30 protein-coding genes and 1 tRNA gene are annotated in these 22106 nt (G+C 56.7%); 16 read left to right on the top strand and 15 right to left on the bottom strand.

What is annotated here, in order from left to right; genetic code table 11:
- Positions 1-2 precede the first annotated feature (2 nt).
- The 9 genes from I9187_RS05725 (at position 3) to I9187_RS05685 (ending at position 6711) form a co-directional block, all read left to right on the top strand.
- Complete coding sequence (locus tag I9187_RS05725; protein WP_171174805.1) at positions 3-485, top strand: bacterioferritin; 483 nt, start codon at positions 3-5, stop codon at positions 483-485.
- Positions 486-639: 154 nt separating this feature from the next.
- Positions 640-1416, top strand: a complete 777-nt coding sequence (locus tag I9187_RS05720; protein ID WP_171174807.1) for an isocitrate lyase/phosphoenolpyruvate mutase family protein — start codon at positions 640-642, stop codon at positions 1414-1416.
- Positions 1417-1597: 181 nt separating this feature from the next.
- A complete protein-coding gene (locus tag I9187_RS05715; protein WP_171174809.1) occupies positions 1598-2047 on the top strand; it encodes a TerB family tellurite resistance protein in 450 nt (149 codons plus the stop codon).
- A gap of 20 nt (positions 2048-2067) precedes the next feature.
- Positions 2068-2505, top strand: coding sequence for a TerB family tellurite resistance protein (locus I9187_RS05710; RefSeq protein WP_171234005.1), 438 nt, complete (start codon positions 2068-2070; stop codon positions 2503-2505).
- Positions 2502-3254, top strand: a complete 753-nt coding sequence (locus tag I9187_RS05705) for a PhnD/SsuA/transferrin family substrate-binding protein (RefSeq protein ID WP_171174814.1) — start codon at positions 2502-2504, stop codon at positions 3252-3254. The genes I9187_RS05710 and I9187_RS05705 overlap by 4 nt, the downstream gene beginning before the upstream one ends.
- A gap of 125 nt (positions 3255-3379) precedes the next feature.
- The gene (locus tag I9187_RS05700; RefSeq protein ID WP_171174816.1) at positions 3380-4156 is read left to right on the top strand and encodes an ATP-binding cassette domain-containing protein; all 777 of its coding nucleotides are present in this window, start codon (positions 3380-3382) and stop codon (positions 4154-4156) included.
- 33 nt (positions 4157-4189) lie between these two features.
- On the top strand, positions 4190-4939 hold the full coding sequence (locus I9187_RS05695; protein ID WP_171174818.1) for a transporter substrate-binding domain-containing protein: 750 nt from the start codon (positions 4190-4192) through the stop codon (positions 4937-4939).
- An 81-nt stretch (positions 4940-5020) separates the two neighbouring features.
- Positions 5021-5908, top strand: a complete 888-nt coding sequence (locus tag I9187_RS05690) for an ABC transporter permease subunit (RefSeq protein ID WP_171089270.1) — start codon at positions 5021-5023, stop codon at positions 5906-5908.
- Positions 5905-6711 (top strand): ABC transporter permease subunit, encoded by an 807-nt coding sequence (locus tag I9187_RS05685; protein ID WP_171174820.1) that lies wholly within the window; start codon positions 5905-5907, stop codon positions 6709-6711. Before I9187_RS05690 ends, I9187_RS05685 begins: the two co-directional genes overlap by 4 nt.
- A gap of 91 nt (positions 6712-6802) precedes the next feature.
- On the opposite strand, the gene I9187_RS05680 is transcribed toward I9187_RS05685, so the two are convergent.
- A tRNA-His gene (locus tag I9187_RS05680) sits at positions 6803-6879 on the bottom strand.
- A 47-nt stretch (positions 6880-6926) separates the two neighbouring features.
- Complete coding sequence (locus I9187_RS05675; RefSeq protein ID WP_171174835.1) at positions 6927-7409, bottom strand: GNAT family N-acetyltransferase; 483 nt, start codon at positions 7407-7409, stop codon at positions 6927-6929.
- Between the two features lie 77 nt (positions 7410-7486).
- Here I9187_RS05675 and I9187_RS05670 point away from each other — a divergent pair, with 77 nt between their 5' ends.
- A complete protein-coding gene (locus I9187_RS05670; protein WP_171089264.1) occupies positions 7487-7675 on the top strand; it encodes a DUF6324 family protein in 189 nt (62 codons plus the stop codon).
- A 2-nt stretch (positions 7676-7677) separates the two neighbouring features.
- Here the strand turns inward: I9187_RS05670 and I9187_RS05665 are convergent, their stop codons facing one another.
- Complete coding sequence (locus tag I9187_RS05665) at positions 7678-8109, bottom strand: MmcB family DNA repair protein (RefSeq protein ID WP_171174837.1); 432 nt, start codon at positions 8107-8109, stop codon at positions 7678-7680.
- Between the two features lie 114 nt (positions 8110-8223).
- On the opposite strand from I9187_RS05665, the gene I9187_RS05660 reads away from it, so the two are divergent.
- Both I9187_RS05660 and I9187_RS05655 read left to right on the top strand, forming a co-directional pair.
- Positions 8224-8544 (top strand): metalloregulator ArsR/SmtB family transcription factor, encoded by a 321-nt coding sequence (locus I9187_RS05660; protein WP_171174839.1) that lies wholly within the window; start codon positions 8224-8226, stop codon positions 8542-8544.
- On the top strand, positions 8541-8966 hold the full coding sequence (locus I9187_RS05655; protein ID WP_171174841.1) for an SRPBCC domain-containing protein: 426 nt from the start codon (positions 8541-8543) through the stop codon (positions 8964-8966). Before I9187_RS05660 ends, I9187_RS05655 begins: the two co-directional genes overlap by 4 nt.
- A gap of 214 nt (positions 8967-9180) precedes the next feature.
- On the opposite strand, the gene I9187_RS05650 is transcribed toward I9187_RS05655, so the two are convergent.
- The 5 genes from I9187_RS05650 to I9187_RS05630 all read right to left on the bottom strand — a co-directional run bounded on the left by I9187_RS05650 (position 9181) and on the right by I9187_RS05630 (position 12387).
- Positions 9181-9486, bottom strand: coding sequence for a hypothetical protein (locus I9187_RS05650; protein WP_171237349.1), 306 nt, complete (start codon positions 9484-9486; stop codon positions 9181-9183).
- Positions 9487-9545: 59 nt separating this feature from the next.
- A complete protein-coding gene (gene nusB / locus I9187_RS05645) occupies positions 9546-10028 on the bottom strand; it encodes a transcription antitermination factor NusB (RefSeq protein WP_171174846.1) in 483 nt (160 codons plus the stop codon).
- A complete protein-coding gene (locus tag I9187_RS05640; RefSeq protein WP_171174848.1) occupies positions 10025-10576 on the bottom strand; it encodes a 6,7-dimethyl-8-ribityllumazine synthase in 552 nt (183 codons plus the stop codon). The genes nusB and I9187_RS05640 overlap by 4 nt, the downstream gene beginning before the upstream one ends.
- Positions 10577-10578: 2 nt before the next feature.
- Positions 10579-11700 (bottom strand): 3,4-dihydroxy-2-butanone-4-phosphate synthase, encoded by a 1122-nt coding sequence (gene ribB / locus I9187_RS05635; RefSeq protein WP_171174850.1) that lies wholly within the window; start codon positions 11698-11700, stop codon positions 10579-10581.
- 99 nt (positions 11701-11799) lie between these two features.
- Entirely contained in the window at positions 11800-12387 is a 588-nt protein-coding gene (locus I9187_RS05630) for a riboflavin synthase (RefSeq protein ID WP_171174852.1), read from the bottom strand.
- Positions 12388-12525: 138 nt separating this feature from the next.
- Between I9187_RS05630 and I9187_RS05625 the strand changes: the two genes are divergently transcribed.
- Genes I9187_RS05625 through I9187_RS05615 form a run of 3 tightly spaced genes read left to right on the top strand, consistent with a single transcriptional unit; the run spans position 12526 to position 17042 of the window.
- On the top strand, positions 12526-13851 hold the full coding sequence (locus tag I9187_RS05625) for a capsular biosynthesis protein (RefSeq protein WP_171174854.1): 1326 nt from the start codon (positions 12526-12528) through the stop codon (positions 13849-13851).
- 53 nt (positions 13852-13904) lie between these two features.
- Complete coding sequence (locus I9187_RS05620; protein ID WP_348540074.1) at positions 13905-15038, top strand: polysaccharide biosynthesis/export family protein; 1134 nt, start codon at positions 13905-13907, stop codon at positions 15036-15038.
- A gap of 3 nt (positions 15039-15041) precedes the next feature.
- A complete protein-coding gene (locus tag I9187_RS05615) occupies positions 15042-17042 on the top strand; it encodes a capsular polysaccharide biosynthesis protein (protein WP_209509215.1) in 2001 nt (666 codons plus the stop codon).
- A gap of 2 nt (positions 17043-17044) precedes the next feature.
- Here I9187_RS05615 and ribD read toward each other — a convergent pair whose 3' ends face one another.
- The 7 genes from ribD to I9187_RS21880 form a co-directional block, all read right to left on the bottom strand.
- A complete protein-coding gene (gene ribD, locus I9187_RS05610) occupies positions 17045-18145 on the bottom strand; it encodes a bifunctional diaminohydroxyphosphoribosylaminopyrimidine deaminase/5-amino-6-(5-phosphoribosylamino)uracil reductase RibD (RefSeq protein ID WP_171174858.1) in 1101 nt (366 codons plus the stop codon).
- Positions 18142-18612, bottom strand: a complete 471-nt coding sequence (gene nrdR, locus I9187_RS05605; protein ID WP_050602693.1) for a transcriptional regulator NrdR — start codon at positions 18610-18612, stop codon at positions 18142-18144. Before nrdR ends, ribD begins: the two co-directional genes overlap by 4 nt.
- 120 nt (positions 18613-18732) lie before the next feature.
- Positions 18733-19146: a secondary thiamine-phosphate synthase enzyme YjbQ gene (locus I9187_RS05600; RefSeq protein WP_171727535.1), complete on the bottom strand. Its 414-nt coding sequence runs from the start codon at positions 19144-19146 to the stop codon at positions 18733-18735.
- Between the two features lie 21 nt (positions 19147-19167).
- Positions 19168-19572 (bottom strand): hypothetical protein, encoded by a 405-nt coding sequence (locus I9187_RS05595; RefSeq protein ID WP_171174862.1) that lies wholly within the window; start codon positions 19570-19572, stop codon positions 19168-19170.
- Positions 19573-19649: 77 nt separating this feature from the next.
- Positions 19650-20195: a DUF4166 domain-containing protein gene (locus I9187_RS05590; RefSeq protein WP_171174864.1), complete on the bottom strand. Its 546-nt coding sequence runs from the start codon at positions 20193-20195 to the stop codon at positions 19650-19652.
- Positions 20196-20197: 2 nt separating this feature from the next.
- A complete protein-coding gene (locus I9187_RS22075; RefSeq protein WP_253282750.1) occupies positions 20198-20329 on the bottom strand; it encodes a hypothetical protein in 132 nt (43 codons plus the stop codon).
- Entirely contained in the window at positions 20274-20543 is a 270-nt protein-coding gene (locus I9187_RS21880; RefSeq protein WP_245223142.1) for a DCC1-like thiol-disulfide oxidoreductase family protein, read from the bottom strand. The genes I9187_RS22075 and I9187_RS21880 overlap by 56 nt, the downstream gene beginning before the upstream one ends.
- Before the next feature lie 420 nt (positions 20544-20963).
- On the opposite strand from I9187_RS21880, the gene I9187_RS05580 reads away from it, so the two are divergent.
- A complete protein-coding gene (locus I9187_RS05580) occupies positions 20964-21983 on the top strand; it encodes an AraC family transcriptional regulator (protein ID WP_171174866.1) in 1020 nt (339 codons plus the stop codon).
- The last annotated feature ends 123 nt before the right edge of the window (positions 21984-22106 follow it).

Here is a 22106-nt window from a genome sequence, read left to right as displayed (position 1 = left end):
CGATGAGCAACGCAACAACCATCACCAACCTCCAACAAGCACTGCATATGGAACTGACAGCGGCGCATCAGTATCAGCTGCACGCCCATGTGCTAGAAGATTGGGGCCTCGACATTCTCGCCGAAAAGATGCGCGGTGAGATGCAAGAGGAGATTGGGCATTCTGACGCCTTCATCGAGCGAATTCTGTTCCTTGGTGGCGTTCCTGAACTTGAGTTTCAGAAAACTCCGGCGGCCGCGGGTTCTTTGGAAGAGATGTTCGCTGCGGATCTGAAGGATGAAACCGAGGCCGTTGATTTCTACACCAAAGCCGCGCTGCAGGCTGCCGAGGTCGGGGATGTCGGCTCGCGTACTCTGTTCGAACGTATCCTTCTGGAAGAAGAAGGTCACAAAGACTGGTTGGACACTCAATTGAACCTGCTGAAGCGTTTGGGTGAGGCGAATTTCAGCGCGAAATTCGTATCTGGCGCGTCAGAGCAAGCCTAACGGTTTTGACCAACCTATCAGACGGCACAGGTATTTGACGGATCTGCACAGCGCCTGTGTCGTCACTTCAAAGTGACGTGTGGGATGGAAAAAACTCTATTCCAGTCCTCTTCAACTGACTAACTGTTGCACAGACCACAACAGGAGAGTTCCGATGACCGATCAGATCCAGAACGCTAAAACCTTCACCAGCCTTCACAAAAAAGGCGATCCGGTCATCCTTTTCAACATCTGGGACGCAGGCAGCGCAGGCGCAGTTCGGGATGCGGGCGCACAGGCCATTGCGACCGGAAGCGCACCGGTTGCCATGGCTCAAGGGTTCAGTGACGGGCAGAACATCCCCCTTGAGGCTGCTTTGGATAATGCCCGCCGCATTGTCTCAGCCGTCGATCTGCCGGTGACACTGGACTTTGAAGGGGCCTATGCGGAAACTTTGCAGGGGGTCGCGGAAAACGTGAAACGTGCGCTGGAATGCGGCGTAGTCGGGTTCAACTTCGAAGATCAGGTCATCGGTGGCGAGGGCCTTTATGACATGGCGGTTCAGGCCAAGCGTGTTGAAGCCATGCGCAAAGCCTGTGAAAGTGCAGGCATCCCCGCGTATGTCAACGCGCGCACCGATCTCTTCCTCAAGACACCGGCTGACACGCATGACCAGGCTATGCTGCAGGATGCCATTGCGCGGGCCGCGGCCTATGAAACGGCGGGCGCCAGTGGATTTTTCGCGCCGGGCCTGAAAGACGAAACAATGATTGGCCAGCTTTGCGAGGCGACCAACCTGCCCGTCAATATCATTGCCCTGCCCGGCACACCTGAAACGTCCAAACTGGCCGAATTGGGCGTGGCGCGTGTCAGCTATGGGCCGGTGCCCTACCGTCAGATGATCACGTGGCTGACCGAGCAGGCGCAGGCCGCTTTGAACTATCAGGGCTAACCGCGCCCAATTCGGTAGTATTGCCTTCCGAAGTAGTTTTCTTCACCTTACGGTTGAACACTGCAAGCTGTGGATACCGGCTCCGAGGGACACGCGATCAATCGGCAATCTTGTGACCATTCAGACCTATGGCAGGTAGCCTTCGCTTGGCGGACCACAAAATATGGAATAACCTGACTTTATGTTGAAAAAATTCTTTCAGGCGCTCAGGCCGCCTCAACATGAACACCTGCCCGACCCGGATGCCGAGCTTGCCCTGGGCGCGCTCATGGTGCGTGTGGCGCAGGCGGATCGGGATTACAAACTGGAGGAGATCAGCCTGATCGACAAGATTCTAGCCCGTCTTTACCAGCATAATGCGATCGAGGCGGCAAAAGTTCGGGCAACTTGCGAAAAGCTTCATGCCGCTGCGCCCGAAACCGACACTTTTGGTAAGCTGATCCGGGAGACGACGGACCTGAAAGAGCGCCTGGCCGCGCTCGATGCTTTGTGGGAAGTTGTTTTGGCCGATGGCAGCACGGATGAAGGCGAGATGAAGATCGTCGAAGAAGCCCGCGTCGCCATGGGTTTGAGCTTTAATGACAGCAAGGCCGCACGCGAACGCGTACAAAGCCGCTTGGATGTGAGTTAGGCGCTCGCTATATCTAGCCCATGTTCAGCGACTTTCTTTCCAGGCTCACGCAGCCTCAACCCGACCCGCTTGTTGACGACGACGCCCGCCTTGCATTGACCGCCTTGCTGGTGCGTCTGGCCCGTTCCGACAACGACTATTCCGATTCCGAGATGGCGCGCATCGACCGTATTTCTGCGGAACGCTATGGCTTGTCTCCGTTCGAAAGCGCCGCACTGCGCGCGCAGGCCGAGGATTTGGAAGCAGAAGCCCCCGACACGGTCCGCTTTACCCGTGCCATCAAAGAGGCTGTCGCCTATGAGGACCGGCTGGCCGTGGTCCAGGCCCTGTGGTCCGTAGCGCTTGCTGACGGTCATCGCACTGGCGAAGAAGACTCTCTGCTGCGTCTCGTGGTCAGCCTGTTGGGTGTAAGCGACGTGGATTCGGCCTTGGCGCGCCAAAGGGCTGCAAAATCGTGATCGCAATGCTTGGCATGTATGACATGCCTGCGCTTCAAGCTGCCAATGACCGGTTCTGGACCTTGATCCGCAATCATCTGGGTTATGGCCCAGATCACCTGACCAGAGATCAGGACATGTGGGGGGTCTGGCAAGATCCGAATCTGATTCTGGCTCAGACATGCGGAATGCCGTACCGGACCCGACTGCATGGTCATGTGCAATTGGTTGGAACGCCAGATTATGGCCTGCCAGATTGCCCGGCTGGCCATTACAACTCGGTTTTTGTCAAACGTCGGGATGATACCCGCGACCTCACAGATCTGACACAAGGTACCTTTGCCTATAACGAGGCTGTGTCTCAGTCCGGTTGGGCGGCCCCAATCACGCATTTGGCACAGTTGAACCTGCGCCCCGCCGCAGTTTTGGAGACGGGCGGGCACGCGCTTTCTGCGCAAGCCGTGGCCGAGGGGAAAGCAGACTTTGCCGCTTTGGATGCGCTGACATGGCATCTGCTGCAGGAATACACCGACCAGAATGACCGCCTGCAAGAGGTGACGAGGACCGTGCCAACCCCAACTTTGCCCTACATTACCGCACAAGGGCAAAACGCTGCGCAAATCGCGCTTGCCGTGCGCGCAGCCATTGAAGGTCTAGAGGACACGGATCGGCAACAACTGTCCCTGAGGGGCCTAGTGGACATTCAGGCTTCGGATTACCTGGCTGTTCCCAACCCTCCGACCCCAAACGCCTTACTTTCGAACAGCTGACCAAATTGTCGAACGCATTTAGTCATTTTGGGCGTTTGAGGTCTTGATTCTGTCATTTGCGCATTGCATTGACCTATTTTTTCGGTCCTAGTACCGCACCAACACCACCAACCACTGGACTGCCCGTGACAGAAACCGCTCCCGTCATCGAAATCAAAAACCTTCACAAAAGCTTCGGTAATCTCGAGGTGTTGAAGGGGGTGGATATTACAGCTCATCGTGGCGACGTAGTTTCGCTGATCGGCTCATCGGGATCGGGAAAATCAACGCTCCTGCGCTGCTGCAACCTTTTGGAAGACAGCCAGCAGGGAGAGATTCTGTTCAAGGGCGAACCTGTCAAATGGTCCGGTGAAGGCCATGCGCGTCGCCCTGCCGACCCCAAACAAGTCATGCGCATTCGCACAAACCTGTCGATGGTTTTTCAGCAGTTTAATCTATGGGCGCATATGACCATCCTGCAAAACGTGATGGAGGCCCCCGTGACCGTTCTGGGCCGTGACCGGGCCGAAGTGGAAGACAGTGCGCGCAAATATCTGGAAAAGGTCGGCATCGGGGACAAATGCGACGTCTACCCCGCCCAGTTGTCCGGCGGTCAGCAACAGCGTGCCGCCATTGCGCGTGGTCTGTGTATGGAACCCGAAGCGCTGCTGTTTGACGAACCGACCTCGGCACTGGACCCCGAGCTTGAACAAGAGGTCATCAAGGTGATCAAGGATCTGGCCGCCGAAGGGCGTACCATGATCATCGTGACCCATGACATGAAAATGGCTGCCGACATCTCAAGCCACGTGGTGTTTCTGCACCAAGGTCTGATCGAGGAAGAAGGCACGCCCGAAGATATCTTTACGTCACCCGAATCCGAACGGCTTCGGGGCTTTCTCTCCGCCACTCAGGCGGCTTAACTTCAAATACAGAACCAAACTGGGGAGTAACCAATGAAAAAACTGATTCTGTCCACCGCAGCACTGGCGCTGACTGCCGGTATCGCCATGGCCGACACCGTCCGCATGGGCACCGAGGGCGCCTACCCTCCGTATAACTTCATCAACGACGCCGGTGAGATCGACGGTTTCGAGCGTGAGGTTGGCGACGAGCTGTGCAAACGCGCAAACCTGGAGTGTGAGTGGGTTAAGAACGATTGGGATTCGATCATTCCAAACCTGGTGTCGGGCAACTACGACACTATCATCGCCGGCATGTCGATCACCGACGAACGTGACGAGGTCATCGATTTCACCCAGAACTACTTCCCGCCTGCGGCTTCGGCCTATGTCGGTGCAGCGGAAGGCGTTGATGTTGCCGGCGGTATCGTCGCCGCGCAAACCGCAACTATTCAGGCCGGTCACGTAGCCGAATCCGGCGCGACGTTGGTTGAATTCGCAACCCCGGAAGAAACGATCGCAGCCGTGCGTAACGGTGAAGCCGATGCGGTCTTTGCTGACAAGGACTTTCTGGTGCCGATCGTCGAAGAATCGGGCGGTGAGCTGGTTTTCGTAGGCGATGACGTCCCGCTGGGCGGCGGTATTGGCCTGGGCATCCGTGAATCGGATGGCGAACTGCGTGGCAAGTTCGACGAAGCAATCACTTCGATGAAAGCAGACGGTTCGCTGAACGAACTGATCGTCAAGTGGTTCGGCGAAGGCGTGCCGACCTACAACGCTGACGGTTCGGTCGTTACAAACTAATCCGTATCAAGCGGTTCGGCGCGTTTGTCGCGCCGAACCTGGCCCGTCAGCAACGCGGGCACGACGTTCGAAAGACGCTACATGTTTTCCTTTTGCGCTGATCCAGACACGCTCGGAACATTCCGTTGGTTTTCTTGTTACCTGACCAACGGTGTCCACTGGTCCTTCTACTTATCTTTCCTCAAAGTATTGGGATTGCTGGCCGTGACCGCGCCTGTTGCGTTGGCGTTTGGCTTTATGGGTGCAATGGCAGCCCGGTCGCATTTCCCACCACTAAGCTGGCTGGGAAAAGGGTACATCGCCATTGTGCGCGGCGTCCCCGACATCGCATTCTTCCTGTTTTTTGTCATTGCCCTGGATCAGGCGTTCGAATGGACGCGGCATAAAATCCTGTGCCCCGAATGGACCGACCCGATCCGTCAGGGAAATGACTTCATCGTGTGTCAGGCGGCCAAGCTGCCATTGGGAACAGCGCCGGAATGGGTGCACGAAACCTATGGGTTCTTTCTGGCAATCATCACTTTCTCAATCGTTTTCGGAGCCTTTGCCGCAAACGTTCTGTTTGGCGGCATGCGGGCAGTACCGCACGCACAACTGGAAACAGCCGAAGCTTATGGCATGACCCGTCGTCAGACTTTCTGGCGCATCCTTGTGCCGCAGATGTGGGTCTATGCCCTGCCCGGCCTGTCGAACCTGTGGATGGTACTGATCAAGGCGACGCCGCTTCTGTTCCTGCTGGGGATCGAGGATATCGTCTATTGGGCGCGCGAGCTTGGTGGCACCAAAACCTCCAGATTCACCCAGTACCCGCACGGAGACTGGCGGATGTGGTACTTCCTGTTCCTGCTCATCTTCTATCTGGGTATGACCCGCGTATCCGAGATTGGATTGGAAAAACTGATGCGCAAGCTGTCGCACGGACAGGCCACCTCGGGCGGTGAACTGCTACGCAAGGAGACCACGGCATGAGCTGCTTGCAGACCATTCAGGACTATGGCCTCCGTTCTCTTGGCATTGGCGAGCGTCTGCTGCCCAAGAACGATTTCACCCTGTGCGAGCAGTTTACACTGATCGGGTCAGGTATGATCTGGAATGTGTATTTCGGGATCATGGCACTGGCCACCGGGTTCTTTCTGGCCACCGCCCTGGCCGTCGGCAAAGCCTCGACAAACAAGTGGCTACGCAAACCTTCGGAATGGTTCATCTTCCTGTTCCGCGGTTCGCCCTTGTTTATCCAGTTCTTCTTTGCCTATTTCTTCTTCCTATCGCTGAAGAAATCCTACCCGATGTTTGATGCCTTCACCTCAGCCTGGTTGGGGGCGCTGATCGTGCTGTTCCTGAACACCGCTGCCTATTCGGGCGAGATTTTCTATGGTGCGCTCAGATCCATTCCCAAAGGCGATATCGAGGCTGCTGATGCTTATGGCATGACAGGTTGGGCTCGCTTCCGCCGGATCGTCTGGCCCACCATGCTGCGCCTGGCATGGCCGGCTTACACGAACGAGGCGATCTTTCTGTTCCACGCAACGACCCTTGTTTTCTTCTCGGCCTTCCCAGCCTGGCAACAACGCGGAGACGCGCTGTATTACGCCAGCTACTTTGCCGACAAGACGTTCAATCCATTCGTTCCCTATCCGATCCTGGCCTTCTATTTCATCTTGCTGACACTGGTAATCGTCTGGGGGTTTGGCGTGATCAACAAGCGCTTGAACCGACATCTTCCAGCTGCCAGGCAAACCAAGATGCGTTTCAAACTGAACCTCGCGCGCTGATCTTCAGCGCGCGCATCGCATCAACTTTCAAAGCCATTCGAATGGCGCAACGCGTGCAGTCGCGTGAAAAACAAACCTGTTTTGAGAGAAGTGGTACCGCCTCCCTGGCTTGAACAGGGGACCTCTGGATCCACAATCCAGCGCTCTAACCAACTGAGCTAAGGCGGCACTCGTGAGGGGCGATTTACCGAACGCGCCGGGGGAATGCAAGAGGATTAAAGCCGAAATTTCCAGCTTTGTTCGACAAGATCGACCCCAAAGGAATGCACCGGTTTGCTGTCTGTCAGTTCCCACCCAAACGCCTTGTAAAGCGAACATGCCGCCCTGTGGCTTTCGTGGGTCCACAGAACCATTTCCTGATATCCTGCGTTCCTTGCAAAGCCTGTGCAGGCTTTCAGCAGCCGCTTGCCCACCCCATGACCGCGTGCCTCGGGGACAAGCAGAAACAAGCGCAGTTTTGCCGTGTGCTGATCCAGACCTACACAAAAAATGCTGCCCAGCCGTTGCCTGCCCTGCTCTGCAATCCAGCCTCTTTCGCGGGTGGGATCGTGGGATGCGATGAACTCGTCAAGGATACGTGCCACCAAAGGCGCGAAACTGTCGTCAAACCCTTCATCACGCGCATAGAGCCTACCGTGCTGTTCGACCAGCCAGGCGGCGTCGTCAGGTTGAAAGGTTCTGAGTGTAACATCATCCATGATTTATCTGACCGCAAAGGTGACTTGATTCTCAACCCCGTGCGCGCTAGCAGGAATGCTCAGTCTCGGAGGCACAGATGGGCATCAATACCGAACGCGACATTCAGGCGAATCTGCAAATCGGCCCAACCGATCAGGGTATGGTACGCTTGTTCATCGAAGCAGACGGTGTGGAAATTCCGATGGATTTCGACCCGGAAGAAGCCGAAGAAATTGCCGATGAAATCCGCGCGGCTGTCCAAGCCGCTCTGGCCGTCAAAGGCTGACGCTAAAGCCGCGGATCGCGCAACGCGTGCAGACGACGTGCCGCATCTGTTGCAAACTTCTGGATCATCTTCTTCCGCCGTGCAGGGGCCAATTTGTCTTCGGGCGACATGCGCACAATTTCTGCGTCATATGCGTCGGCGATGATCAAACCGGTTTCCGCGGGCAAAAGATCGACCGGAAAATCAGTGTCGACAGCCCAGAAAAACCGATCACACCACTCCAAATAGCCCTGCCATTTCGAATCTGACTGATAATCGGCCCGGCTGGATTTGCATTCGATCACCCAAAGCTCACCCTTGGGGCCTAACCCCATCACATCGACGCGCAAACCGCGTGCCGGGACAAATTCCTCAACAGATACAAAACCATGCGTCGCAAGGTGTCGCGCGACACCCCGCGCCAGTTTTTGTCCAGGCTGCAAATCCAAAACCATTTCTCAAATGTGAACAATTAGTGAACAAAAGTAAAGCACCCCTTCAGACTTGACATGATACCTTTTGGTACTGCATTAATATGATACCAAATGGTATCTCATTTGAGGGTGCTTATGGAAAACCAAACTCAAAACGCGTTTCGTGCGCTGGCTGATCCAACTCGCAGGGACATCGTGCAACTGCTTGCAGTTCAGGACATGACAATCGGGCAATTGACCGACCGGTTCGACATGACCCGAGCTGCGGTCAAGAAACACCTGACTGTTCTTTCTGACGGTGGCTTGATCTCGGTCGAAGTGCGCGGTCGGGAACGCATTAATCGACTTGAACCACTGGGGATGGCCCCTGTTCTGGATTGGCTCAGCTATTTTGACCAGTTCTGGGACGACCGCCTCAACTCTCTCAAGGAAGCTGTTGAAAGGAAATCAAAATGACCGATTCTGTATTGAAGAAATCAATATTCCTCAGGGCCGAACCGGAAACCGTATGGGCTTATCTTACGGACCCTGACCATTTGGCAGAATGGTTTCACAAACCGGAACGGCCGTTGGTCGAAGGTCAAAAGCTTGAGATGTTTGGCACCACAAGTGGAGACTTGCTGATCTGGGGCGAAGTTCGCGTCGCTAAACCTCCCAAGTATCTTGAATACACGTTCACAGTGAAACCCATGGGCGATGCTGTAAGCACCGTGAAATGGACCTTGGAGCCTGTGGCAGGTGGAACGCGTCTTGATCTGCGGCACGAAGGCTTGCCGCAGGGTACTGATGCCTTCGGACTGATCCTGGCCTTGGACAAAGGGTGGGACGAACACTTTGGCAAGATGCGCGTGGCTTTGCACGAAACTGTTGATGCCTGACCCCTTGTGCGAACCCGCCAGACACCCTAGTTAAACGCGTGGCGGGTTCTGCCCTTCTTGTGACAGGTAGCATTCTGGTGGCCTTAAGCAATTCCGAGGGGGCTGGCTCTGTTCAGGTCCTGGCCTGATTACCTGGCGCCCACCTGTACATACAGGTCCTCGGGAATCACACCGCACGGTTGACTGGTGGTCCCGCCGCAATTTCCCCTGAATTTCAGCGCTCTGCGCGGGCTTCCTGCTTGGCAAGTGCAGGCTTGAAGCTATGCACGACAGGCGATCCACGCCGTGGACCACCGGGCTTTTCGGCCATGCTCATGATCTTGTAGGCGAATTGTACCCCGGCAAAGACGATACCGTTCATGAACCAGATCATGATCAGCGCGATCAGACCGATTTCCGAGCCCGTGATCAGGTTGCGCAAGTTCGCCACGTTCAACGCCAATAGAACCCCGACAAACACTGCCGAGATAACAAAACCCCAAGCGACTTGAGTGATATACAGACGGATCAGTTTCGGCATCGCATCTCTCCTTGCGCTGATATCAGAAGTCTAGCGCTTGGAGGGCGACGGTAAAGGCGTCAGAACGCCTCGGGCTGAGCCTCGCGTGCCATATGGTCCAACACGGCGTTGACGAATTTGGGCTCTTTGCCTTCGGGGAAGAAAGCGCGCGCAACGTCAACGAACTCGGTGATGACCACTTTGGGTGGCGTGTCGCTTTGGGTCAGCTCTGCCCCAGCCGCGCGGAACAGCGCCCGCAGGGTCGGATCGATGCGCGAGATCGGCCATTTTGCGACCAGAGCGCGGTCGGTCATCTGATCGATCGGCGCCTGATAGTTCACCGCGTTGTCGACCAGCGATCGGAACACGCTGATATCGCCATCCAGCATTTCTTCGCCCTCATAGACGGCGCCAAAACGGTGATCCAGAAACTCGTTAACAACCTGTTCAGTTGTCTGACCCGACTGCTCCATCTGGAACAGCGCCTGCACAGCATAAAGCCGGGCGGCGGATTTCATCAGGCGTTTCTGGTTGGCCGGTTTCGGCGCGTCTGTCTGGGTCATGCTGTCGTGGGTCCGTTGTTGTCGCCCGCCACAAGGATGGACTCGGACGGCGGCTTGAAGCCAACGCCCTTTTTGGAAGAGCCCCACTTACGGCTGAGTGCGATCAGATGCAAGGCCGCAGCGGCCGCCCCGCCACCTTTATTCATCTTTTCGGGGTTAGCCCGGACTTCGGCCTGTTCATCATTCTCGACCGTCAGAATACCGTTGCCGATACACAGGCCCTGCAGACCCATCAGCTGGATGGCGCGGCTCGAGTCGTTGCAGACGGTCTCATAATGCGTGGTCTCACCACGAATGACGCAGCCCAGGGCGACATAGCCGTCGAAATTGCACTGACGGTCGGCCATGGCGATGGCGGTGGGGATCTCCAGCGCGCCCGGAACTTCAACAACCTCGCAGGTGCCGCCTGCGGCATCGATCTCGGCCTTGGCACCGGCGATCAGATTGTCGGCAATCGCGCGATAGAACGGGGCCGCCACGATCAACAGCTTCACCGGCTTGTCGAAACTGGGCGTCGGCAGGATGCCATGCTTGTCTTGTTCAGCCATGATCAGTCTTCCTTCAAAATCGAGCGGGTGCCCACGATGGACAAACCAAAGGCGTCGAGCCCCAGATACACGGTTTCAGGCGAGTCGGTCAGCAGCACCAGGTCCTGAATACCCATTTTGGACAGGATCTGCGCGCCCAGCCCGGTCTGCTTGATGGTTCGCGGGCCATCATCGTCAATAGCGTAAAGTGAGTTGCGTGGTTGCCGGAACAGGCAGACGACACCGCGCCCCTCTTCGGCGATCTTTTCCATCGCACGCGGCAATTCGCGCGAAGATTTCGGCCCGAGACCCAGGATATCCGGCGCTTCGTGCAGCGCGTGCGTGCGGGTCAAAACCGGCTCAGGCGTCGAGATGTCGCCCTTTATCATGACCACGTGTTCGATGCCGTGGGTCTGATCGGTGAATATCCGCATTTCCCAATCGCCGCCATATTCTGACGTGACGGTCTGACGCGAAGTTTCCACCACCAGATTGTCATTGCGCGAGCGATAGCTGATCAGATCACTGATCGTGCCGATTTTCATGTCGTGCTCTTGAGCGAATTCAACCAGATCAGGCAGACGCGCCATGGTGCCGTCGGGCTTCATGATCTCGCAGATCACCCCGGACGGGTTCAACCCTGCCAGACGCGAGATATCAACGGCAGCCTCTGTATGGCCCGCACGCACCAGCACCCCACCCCGCTTGGCCCGCAATGGGAAGATATGGCCAGGCGTCGCGATGTGCGCCATTGTGTTCTGCTCATTGATCGCGGTAGCCACGGTCAGCGCACGATCAGCAGCGGAAATTCCGGTACTGACACCTTCGCGCGCTTCAATCGATACGGTGAAGGCCGTCTCGTGCCGGGACGAGTTGTTGACGGCCATCATCGGCAGCCCCAGCGCATCCACGCGTTCCGCTGTCATCGGTAGACAGATCAGGCCGCGCCCATGGGTCGCCATGAAGTTGATTGCCTCGGCATCGGCGAATTCAGCGGCAATGACCAGATCACCTTCGTTCTCACGATCTTCGTGGTCGACGAGGATATACATCCGGCCTGCGCGCGCTTCTTCGATGATGTCTTCGATCGGGCTGATCGCATCGCGCAGCTGGGCCTCAACCGGACCGGGGGTTTCAAAGCTCATGGGGCAGCCTTTCAGATGGCATGTTTGCACGGCGGAATAGACCACTCAGGCCCCAAAGGCCAGCCTGCAAACGGCGCAGATCGGGCGCGACGCGACGTATCAGGACATCTCGGCCAAACGCGCGACGTAACGGGCCAGCGTATCGATCTCAAGGTTGACACGATCGCCAACACGAACGTCGCCCCAGGTGGTCACCTCTTTGGTGTGCGGAATGAAGTTGATACCAAAATCGCAGTCTTTCACATCGTTGACCGTCAGAGAGGTTCCGTTCAGTGCCACTGACCCCTTTGGGGCGATAAACCGCGCCAAGTCTTTGGGCGCGCGCAGAGTCACACGGGTGCTGTCGCCTTCGTCTTCGACGGCAACCACCTCGGCCACGCCATCCACGTGACCGGATACGATATGGCCACCCAATTCGTCGCCAACCTTTAGCGCACGTTCAAGATTGACGCGTTTGCCAACAGTCCACGTATCCAGGTTGGTTTTCGACACGGTTTCAGCGCTGATCTGAACATCATACCAATCATCCCCCAGTGCGATCACTGTCAGGCAAACGCCATCACTGGCAATTGAAGCCCCGATATCAATACCGGACGTATCATAGGCTGTTTTGATACGGGCGCGCAGGTCTCCCTTCTGCTCCAGTTCGGTGACGGTGCCCATGTCGGTAACGATCCCTGTAAACATTCCGTTAACCCTCAGTCTCTACGCTGTCCTAGTCTCACCGCCGAGGTAAGCCTATCAGACCGCGCGAGCAAGCCCTGCCTTGCCGCGCCTTGCCCAAACGGGCATAGTTTCGACAATAAAGCCAAACGAGCAGTCCAAATGCAGCATACGCCCTTAGATCCAAAAGATCGCGTATTCCTATTTCTTCAGGGACCACATGGGCCGTTTTTTTCCGCATTGGGAAAAATGCTGCGTTCCACTGGGGCTCAGGTCTGGCGCGTCGGGTTCAACGCTGGTGACCAAGCGTTCTGGGCCGATAAGGCAAGCTATGTTCCATTCCTCGACGCAGCCGAGACCTGGCCTGAAACGCTTGCCGGGATCATCGCGGAAAAGGGCATCACGGACATAGTCCTCTATGGGGATACACGGCCAGTTCACGCGCAAGCGGTTCATGTTGCCAGGGCGCACGGGGCAATCGTTCATGTGTTTGAGGAAGGCTATCTGCGTCCTTGGTGGGTGACGTATGAGCGGAACGGATCAAACGGGAACTCGCACCTCATGTCGCTGGGCACAAATCAGATGCGGCTAGCATTGGAAGACGCGGACAACAAAACACCCCCGCCACCATCACATTGGGGGGACATGCGGCAGCACATTTTCTATGGCGCCCTTTACCACTGGTTCGTCATGTTCATGAACGGGCGATATCGCAACTTCCGGCGACATCGGGAACTGCCTGTGTCAACTGAGTTCAGGCTTTACTTCAAGCGACTGATTTTGATGCCTTTTCACAGACTTCGCCGCAGTATTGCGACAGCCCGTGTCAGGTGGCGTGGTCATCCGTACCACCTGGTCCTGCTGCAATTGGGACATGACAGCTCGGTCCGGGCACATTCCAACTATTCTGGCATGTGCGAATTTCTGGATCAGGTGATCGAGGGCTTTGCGCAGGGCGCGCCTGCACATCACAGGCTGGTCATCAAGGAGCATCCTTTGGAAAACCACCGCGAACCATTGCGCCGCCACGCAATGGCATGCGCCAGAAGGCACAGTATTCAAGAAAGGGTTCACTATGTCCCCGGCGGAAAACTGGCCAAGCTTCTGGATGAGGCGAATTCAGCCGTGACCGTGAACTCAACTGCCGGGCAGCAGGTTCTTTGGCGTGGTATTCCACTGCGGATTTTCGGACGGTCCGTTTACGACAAACCCGAATTCGTGTCTCAGCAGCCTATTGCTGCCTTTTTTGCAGCGCCTGAACATCCCGACAGCGAGGCATATCGGTGTTATCGACAGTTCCTTCTGGAAACCAGTCAGGTGCCAGGCGGTTTCTATTCCCGTCGTGGTCGACGGCAGGTTCTGCGGCGTGCTGTAGACATGATGCTGAGTGCGAATGATCCATATCAGATGATCCTCGACAAGAACGCGGCGCGGACGCCACAGTTGAAAATCGTTGAAGGACAAGGGCGTGCTGTGACTGGAAGTTGAGCGTCTGACCGGATAGGCTGCGCACAAGTACAAAAAGACTGAGGACACCGGCAGTGAAGATCTCTCCTATGCGTTGGATGCGGGGGGTTTCCCTTGTGGCCGCAATCGGCCTGATGGCCGCGTGCCAGCTTCCGAAATCCGGACCGAACAAAACCGAAATCCTGGCAGGTGCTGTGCAGAACGGTGGCAACGCGTTTGTTGTCGAGGTCGATGATCGAGTGACACGTGCCACATCCGCGATCCCACAATTCGGCTTTTCCCCTTCGTTCAGCAGTGCCCAGACCTTGACCGCTGATACGGTTCGCCCCGGTGATGTTCTGAGCCTGACCATTTGGGAAAACGTTGATGACGGCCTTTTGACCACCGAAACTGGCGCGGCAACGGCGCTGGAAGAGGTGCAGGTTGATAGCGAAGGCTTCATCTTTGTTCCCTATGCAGGTCGCTTACGGGCTGCCGGAAACACACCGGAACAATTGCGCGTTCTGATCACAAACAAATTGCAGGAACAGACACCGGATCCACAGGTCGAAGTGCGGCGCGCTGCAGGCGACGGGTCCACTGTATCGTTGACCGGCACAGTAAACGCACCGGGCATATACGCGATCCAACGGCCGACCCGCTCTTTGTTGGGCATGTTGTCTCAGGCGGGGGGCGTCTCGGTGGCGTCTGACATTGCATTGGTGACACTGATCCGTGGCGGACAAAGGGGCACTGTCTGGTACGAAGACCTGTATCGGAATCCCAAGCTTGATGTGGCCCTTCGCGGTGGCGATCGCATCCTGGTGGAAGAAGACAGCCGGTCCTATATCGCGCTTGGCGCTACAGGCGGCCAGTCCCGCGTGGCCTTTGAAAGCCAGGACCTTTCTGCCCTTGAAGCACTTGCCCAAGTAGGTGGATTGCTGACGCTATCCTCGGATCCGACAGGTATCTTCATCCTGCGCAAAGAACGCGAGAGCGTGGCTCGCAGCATCACCGGCCGTGCGGACCTGAAGGGCGACCAACGCATGATTTATCTGCTGAATCTGACAGCACCCAACGGCCTGTTCATCGCGCGGGATTTCGTGATCCGCGACGACGACACAATCTATGTGACCGAAGCGCCATACGCACAGTGGAGCAAATCGATCTCACTTATCGCGGGCGGCCTGACACCTATTGCCAACGTTGCCACACTGACCGGAAACTGATGCATGATCCCCGACGAGGACAGCTCAGCCGGGGACAGCCGTACCCGGCTGTTTGTCTATAATGGTGGCTTTTTGACGCAAAAGCGCCTGAAGCGGATCTTGTCCCTTGCTGGCTTTGATGTTCGTTTGGGCATTCCCAAAAGCGGTGATTGCGTAGGGGTTTGGGGCGACAGCCCAACTGCACATCGCGGCCTAACGGTCGCCGAAAAACACGACGCGCCGGTTGTACGGATCGAAGATGCATTCCTCAGATCGTTGCACCCGGGACGCGAGGGAGAGAGCCCCCTGGGCTTATTCATAGATCGCTCGGGGCTGCATTTCGACGCGTCAGCCCCATCGGACCTTGAAAAGACTCTGATCAATGAGCCGTTGGACGACACCGCCCTGCTGAATCGCGCGCGCGCTGCAATCGAACGGATCAAAGAACTGCATCTCAGCAAATATTCCGCCTTTGATCTGGCCTCGACCCCTCCGGACCCCGGATATGTTCTGGTCGTCGATCAAACGGTGGGCGACGCTGCGGTTACAGCCAGCGGCGCGGACCGGGCGCGGTTCCTTGAAATGCTGTTTGTCGCACAAGAGGAAAACCCCGGTGCGCGTATCCTGATCAAAACACACCCGGAAACACAGGCGGGTTATCGCCAAGGGCATTTCACGGATCAGGAGCTTTCAGACAGCGTTTCGATGTTCAGCGACCCGATCAGCCCCTGGCCCCTGCTGGAAGGTGCTGTTGCCGTTTATACTGTGTCCTCACAACTGGGGTTCGAAGCTATCCTGGCCGGTCATAAACCACGTGTGTTCGGTCAGCCATTCTACGCTGGCTGGGGCCTGACACAGGATGAGAACCCAATTACGCGCCGCCAACGCAACCTGACCCGCGCTCAGCTTTTCGCTGCAGCTATGCTGCTGTACCCCACATGGTACGATCCTTTTCGGGATAAACTATGCGAACTTGAAACAGTGCTGGACACGCTCGAAGCGCAAACCCGCGCGTGGCGGCAGGACCGGAACGGATGGACCGCCTCTGGTATGCGGCTGTGGAAACGCAAGCATCTGCAGCAGATATTCGGGCAGCACGCAAAGCTGCGATTTACAGCGGCACAGCCCGAAACTGCAGAGCGCCCACATATGGTCTGGGCCAATCAGGCACGCGACACCGATGGTGCGGTGCGGGTCGAAGACGGGTTTCTGAGGTCGCGTGGCTTGGGGGCAGAACTTGTCCCTCCACTCTCGTTGGTGACGGATGAAATCGGCATTTACTACGATCCGACAAAACCTAGCCAGTTAGAAGACCTGATCAGTCGACGTGAAACTCTGCGCCCGGATCAGGAATTGCGGGCCGAGCGCCTGATACAGCGGTTGTTGGCAGAGGGATTGAGCAAATACAATATGGGCCAGCCCGCCTCCGCCCTGCCCGAAGGGCATCGTATTTTAGTGCCGGGACAGGTTGAGGATGATGCCTCGGTCCTGCTGGGCACCAGCACGGTGCGCAGCAATTTGGATCTGCTGAAAGCTGCCCGCAACGCCAATCCAAACGCAATCCTGATCTACAAGCCGCACCCCGATGTTGAAGCCGGGCTGCGCGAAGGCAGGATCGACGCCGCGACGTTGGCCGACATAGTCGTCGCTGACACAGATCCCGCCTCGCTTCTGCCCCATGTCCAAGAAGTCTGGACAATGACATCGCTTCTGGGGTTCGAGGCTTTGTTGCGCGGGGTAAAGGTTACAACCCTCGGCGCACCGTTCTATGCCGGTTGGGGCCTGACCACCGATCTAGGGGCGGTTCCAGTTCGGCGCGGTGCGAGACCGTCGTTGACGGGGTTGGTACATGCAACCCTGATCGACTATCCCCGCTACTTCGATCCCGTCACAGGCCAGCCCTGTCCGGTGGAAGTGGCGGTAGAGCGTCTTGCCCAAGGGAATTCTGTGCCCACTGGGCCGGTAAATCGAGTGCTGTCGAAACTTCAGGGCGCGTTTGCGACCCACGCGCATTTGTGGCGTTAATCCTACAGCGAGGGTTTGCGCCAGCAGTGCAGGATATCCCCGCCCACAACCTGCGTTTCAATCAGCTCGAACCTTGGTGCTTCGTCCAGTGTCTTAAGTTCCAGAGATCCAACGGCCGAAAGCCCGTCGGCTCCGATGGTCACCCCAGCGGTGAAGCCCACCAGTTCGTCCACCAGATCCTCGGCCAAAAGCGAAGCCGCAAGAGCCGCCCCGCCTTCGCAGAATACGCTTGTCAGGCCGGCCTGCCCCAATTGCTGAAGCAGATCCAGCGCGTCAATATGATGATCTTTCAAGGCGCACGGGATAAGTTTTGCGCCAAGACCCTCCCAAGCGCGTGCACGCTCTGGATCAGGATGATGGGCATGACAGAGCCATACCGGTGTTTTCGCTGCAGTGCGTGCCAACTGCCCCATCAAAGAGATGTCCATGTGACGCGACACCACCACGCGCACCGGCTGATGCGCGACACCCAGGTCTCGCACTGTCAGCGAGGGATCATCGGCACGCGCCGTCCCTGCCCCTACCATCACCGCATCGTGGCGGGCGCGCATCGCGTGCACGACACGCCGCGCCTTAGGTCCGGTGATCCATTGACTGTGTCCGGTTGAGGTAGCGATCCGACCATCAAAACTGCTGGCCAGTTTGAGGGTCACAAACGGCCGTCCCTGTTCGGTCTTTAAGAAAAAACCTTCCAGATCCTGCTCCGCCTGTTCTGCCAGAACGCCTGTTTCGACCTCGATTCCAGCCTCGCGCAACATGGCAAAGCCCTGCCCTGCCACCCTCGGGTCGCTGTCTTCCACGGCGGCCACAACGCGGGCGACGCCGGCTGCAATCAAAGCTTCGGCGCAGGGCGGCGTTTTGCCGTGATGCGCGCAGGGTTCTAATGTTACATAGACGGTAGCGCCACGCGCGGCCTGTCCGGCTTGGGCCAACGCCTCGGTCTCGGCATGCGGACGCCCCCCCGGTTGGGTCCAACCGCGCCCGATGATCCGGCCATCGCGCACGATGACACAGCCCACAGCTGGGTTCGGCCAGCACGTCCCTTGGCCGCGCCGCCCCAATGACAGGGCCAGCGCCATAAATCGCTTATCTGTTTCGTTCACTCGTCCGTCGGAGGCTGCGGCGGGCGCAGTTCGTGGACAAACTCCTCGAAATCATCGGCCGCCTGGAAATTCTTATACACACTCGCAAAGCGAACATAGGCGACGGTATCGATCCGCGCCAGAGCTTCCATGACGATCTCACCGATCTTGTTTGACGGAATATCAGTGTCGCCCATGCTTTCCAGCCGACGCACGATGCCCGAGATCATCTGATCGATCCGTTCCGGATCAACAGGCCGTTTCTGCATCGAGATGCGGATCGAACGCTCCAGCTTGTCGCGGTCGAAATCCTCGCGCTTGCCGTTGGTTTTAATGACCACCAGATCTCGCAGTTGCACACGCTCGTACGTTGTGAACCGCCCTCCACAGGCCGGGCAAAACCGGCGTCGGCGGATAGCCACGTGGTCCTCTGCCGGGCGTGAGTCTTTTACCTGAGTGTCGATATTTCCGCAAAACGGGCAGCGCATCCGCCGTCTCCTCGTCCCTTGTTCGGCCTCTTTTTGTAAGCGCTGCGGCTTACTTATCCACAACTATAGGGCAGCCGCTAGGATTTGGGTAGTCGGAATTTTCAACCGCTAGATAAAGGGTCAGGCCAGATGCGCGGCGACACGTCTTTGATGAGGTGCAGTGCGGTGTTCAAACAGGTAAATCCCCTGCCAGGTTCCAAGAACCATCCGCCCTTGAGACACAGGGATCGTCAACGACACAGGCATAAGTGCAGCCTTGATATGCGCAGGCATGTCATCTGGTCCTTCATATGTGTGCCGCAGGTAAGACATTGCCGGATGGTCGGACGCAGGCACAAGTCGTTCGAAAAACGCCTGAAGGTCGGTTTGAACCTCGGGGTCGGCGTTTTCTTGGATCAGCAGGGAACACGAAGTATGGCGAACGAACAGCGTCAGAACGCCATCGGCAGACCACTGATCCGCCCATTCCCGGATGTCAGACGTGAATTCGTAAAGCCCCGGGCCTTGGGTGTGCACAACGAATTCAGTCTGCATCGTGACGATCCTGTGGGTTTATCAGTCGTTGAAGAACGGCCGATAGTTACACCGTGAGTTTGCACCTTGTACAGATTCACTGTTGCCAGGTTGAAACCCGAACGAAATAAAGCTGCTGGGTTGCACCTCGGCGGTCTCAGGTTGCTTGATCGAAAACTGAACTGCCGTTCTGCGACCGGTGGTGACACTGGGCCCGTATCCGCGCAACACGTAGATCCTGTCTTGCCAACCCAACCCCAAGGTCCGGCGCGCATAATCCGCAGCCGCACACCAATAGCCTTCTGTGCGCTGATCCCCACGCGGTATAACTTCGAAATCCGTGGCGTTGATCGGCTCAGTACGATACCCGTTCCGCGCAGCATCGGCGGCCATGGGAACACTAAAGGCAACGGTCGCCAACGCGGCAAATGTGTATAACTTTTTCATCGTTAATCTTCCCTGATTGTGTGTCCCAGATAGGTTAGTCCAGCTTCTTGCATTGCACAGTGCCCCTCACGACCAATTCAGCCAGCCCCCTGCATTGTGTGATCCGGCGTGAGCCACCCGCGATACCGGATCAGCAATCCCAAACCCGGTGCCCGGGCTGAGACATCAAACCGGAATCGCCCTTGTGCATCCTGCCATTCTCGCGTGCGAGAGCGCGGCAACGCAAAGGCGGGCATCAAAATACCAAAGATGGTCAAGCGATGAATTTCGATGTGCAGTGCATCGTTCTGCCAAGCGGGTCGCAACCAAATCGAAATCGCACCAAAGTCTTCACGAACGCATTTCCGGTTTTCATCGTATGTCAGGTGCGAAGTGGTGCGATGCCCGCCAAAGTCGCGCTCCCAGGACACTGCTTTGCCCCGGTCGCGGATCGAAACCGAGACCGCAACATCTTTTCCACTAGGGGGAAATCCGGCCAGATAGGTGGCAACCGCCGCCAACACACCTCTGCCTGGCTCGATATCACATTGGCCGGAATACAATCCTTCTGTGCTGTGCAGGCGAAGAACCGCAGCGGGTAAATACTCGACCGATCCCAATGCCTGCAAGAACGGGTCATTCATCATCAATAACCATCGCTCACAAATCGCGCCCAAATGTCAGGCCCCGGTACCAGACAAGTGCTGGATTTTCCGAACAGTTTATACCTGTTTCGCGCGATCAGACGATACGCAGGGTTTTTGAGCGCATTGGGCAAGAAACGGCACAGTGACAACAGCCGCCACATTCCGGGAATGTTGACGCATAGCTGCGGCAAACGCATCCAGATGCTGATAGACCACTCCATCCACGATCACCAAGTTGGTTTCAAAGTCTTGCGTGCGCAGGTCCAGCTCTTGATAGAGCTTCTGCCCAAGCGGGGATTGGGCAGTTGCGAACAGAAAGCACCGCGACCGATCATGTCTGAGCATGAATCTGAAGAAACCCGAACACAGCACGCACTGGCCATCAAACACAATCAAGTTTTGACCGTAGACTTTTGAACTTACAGCACTTTCCGGCATATCGTTAACATTCGTGAGACCGCCATTCTCACAGGGTGTCAAATCTGTAGCTCCTGAACAATGCGACATCTGTGAAGGAGGGCGTGCCGGGGAGCGCTGAGCAGAGAGTGGTGATTTCTCCGAAGGCTCTGACCTCATCCCCTAAAGGTGCTGACCCGGCAACACAGCTTATCTGGGTGTTCACACCGCAAAACCCATGTGCGATCTGGCCAGTTTCTTTTGCGTTTCTGCCATCACATGATGTCGCGACCGTCAAAATCCCAAGTGTCATTCGAAATTCTATGATATGCTGTCTATTGTTTTGTAATCGTAAGGTATTGTTGCGCGATGGACGTGGATGTTGGCCGTCTACATTTCATTATTCAGGCGCTGGATCGTCACAGTGGAAACGGAGAGTTGTCTAAGGCTGTCCTGAAGCGAACCGGCCTCAGGCCGCAGGATGTCGCCCCACCGGTTGAAACCTGCAGTATTCAGACAGAGGCCCTGTTCGTCCGCTTCGCATGTGACGCGACCAAAGACATTACCTTTGCGGCCCGTACCGGGCTTGAGGTCACATCCGCCTCGACCGTGACGGCTTATATCAGCAAGTATTCACGCGACCTGAAACAGGTGATGGAGAACCTTTCGCGCTTTCACGGCATCATCGACCCGGCCATCGCGCTTAGTCTGCGTATCGCCGGGAATTTCGCTACTTTGGAAGCCGATTGGAAAGATGCGGGTTTTGCCCGCTATCACCGGCGCACCGAATTTCTGATCTTCGCCGCCCTCGCAAGAATGCGGAACCTGACTCAGATCAACCTGAACCCGATTGAGATAAGGTTTCAGCATGAGGTTGGGGATCATATCAAAAGCTTTGAAAAACTTGCAGGTTTTCCGGTGGTCTTTGGATCGGAAAAGATTGAGATTGTTTTGCCCCTTTCGGCACTGGATCTGCCGGTTCCGACTTATGATCCCAAACTGCGCGAGCATCTTTTGGAATACGCAGAGCGCCTACTGGCGGAACGCAAGAAACCCGAACACTCGATCCGTGCTCGGACCGAAGGGCTAATCACCCGATCCCTGCCCGGCACAATCCCACAGGCCGAGGTCATAGCTTCGAACCTCGGAATGAGCCTTAGAACCTTTGGCCGTCGCCTGAAAGAAGAAGGCACAAGCTATCGCGACATCGTGGACGACCTCAGGTGTGATCTTGCCCAGACCTTCCTGACCAACCGGATGACTCTGTCAGAGATTTCATTTTCACTCGGGTACGCAGATCAGGCCGCCTTCTCGACCGCCTTTAAACGCTGGACTGGCCAACCACCAAGCGCTTTCAAGACCCGCGTCGAACATCCCCTTCAGCGGTGAGACCGGGGGTCATAAGCCCGAAAGCCTCGCCCCGGCCCCCGTCCCGTGAGTGGACAAAACAGATATAGACAGGGACGCCGCCCATCCCGTGTGATTTCCCGCCAATGTGATAAGAGAACAGGC

Source organism: Ruegeria sp. HKCCE4148 (genome assembly GCF_017872495.1).
GTDB lineage: Bacteria > Pseudomonadota > Alphaproteobacteria > Rhodobacterales > Rhodobacteraceae > Ruegeria.
The sequence above is the reverse complement of the archived record's forward strand: the minus strand, read 5'-3'. Positions and strand labels throughout refer to the sequence as shown.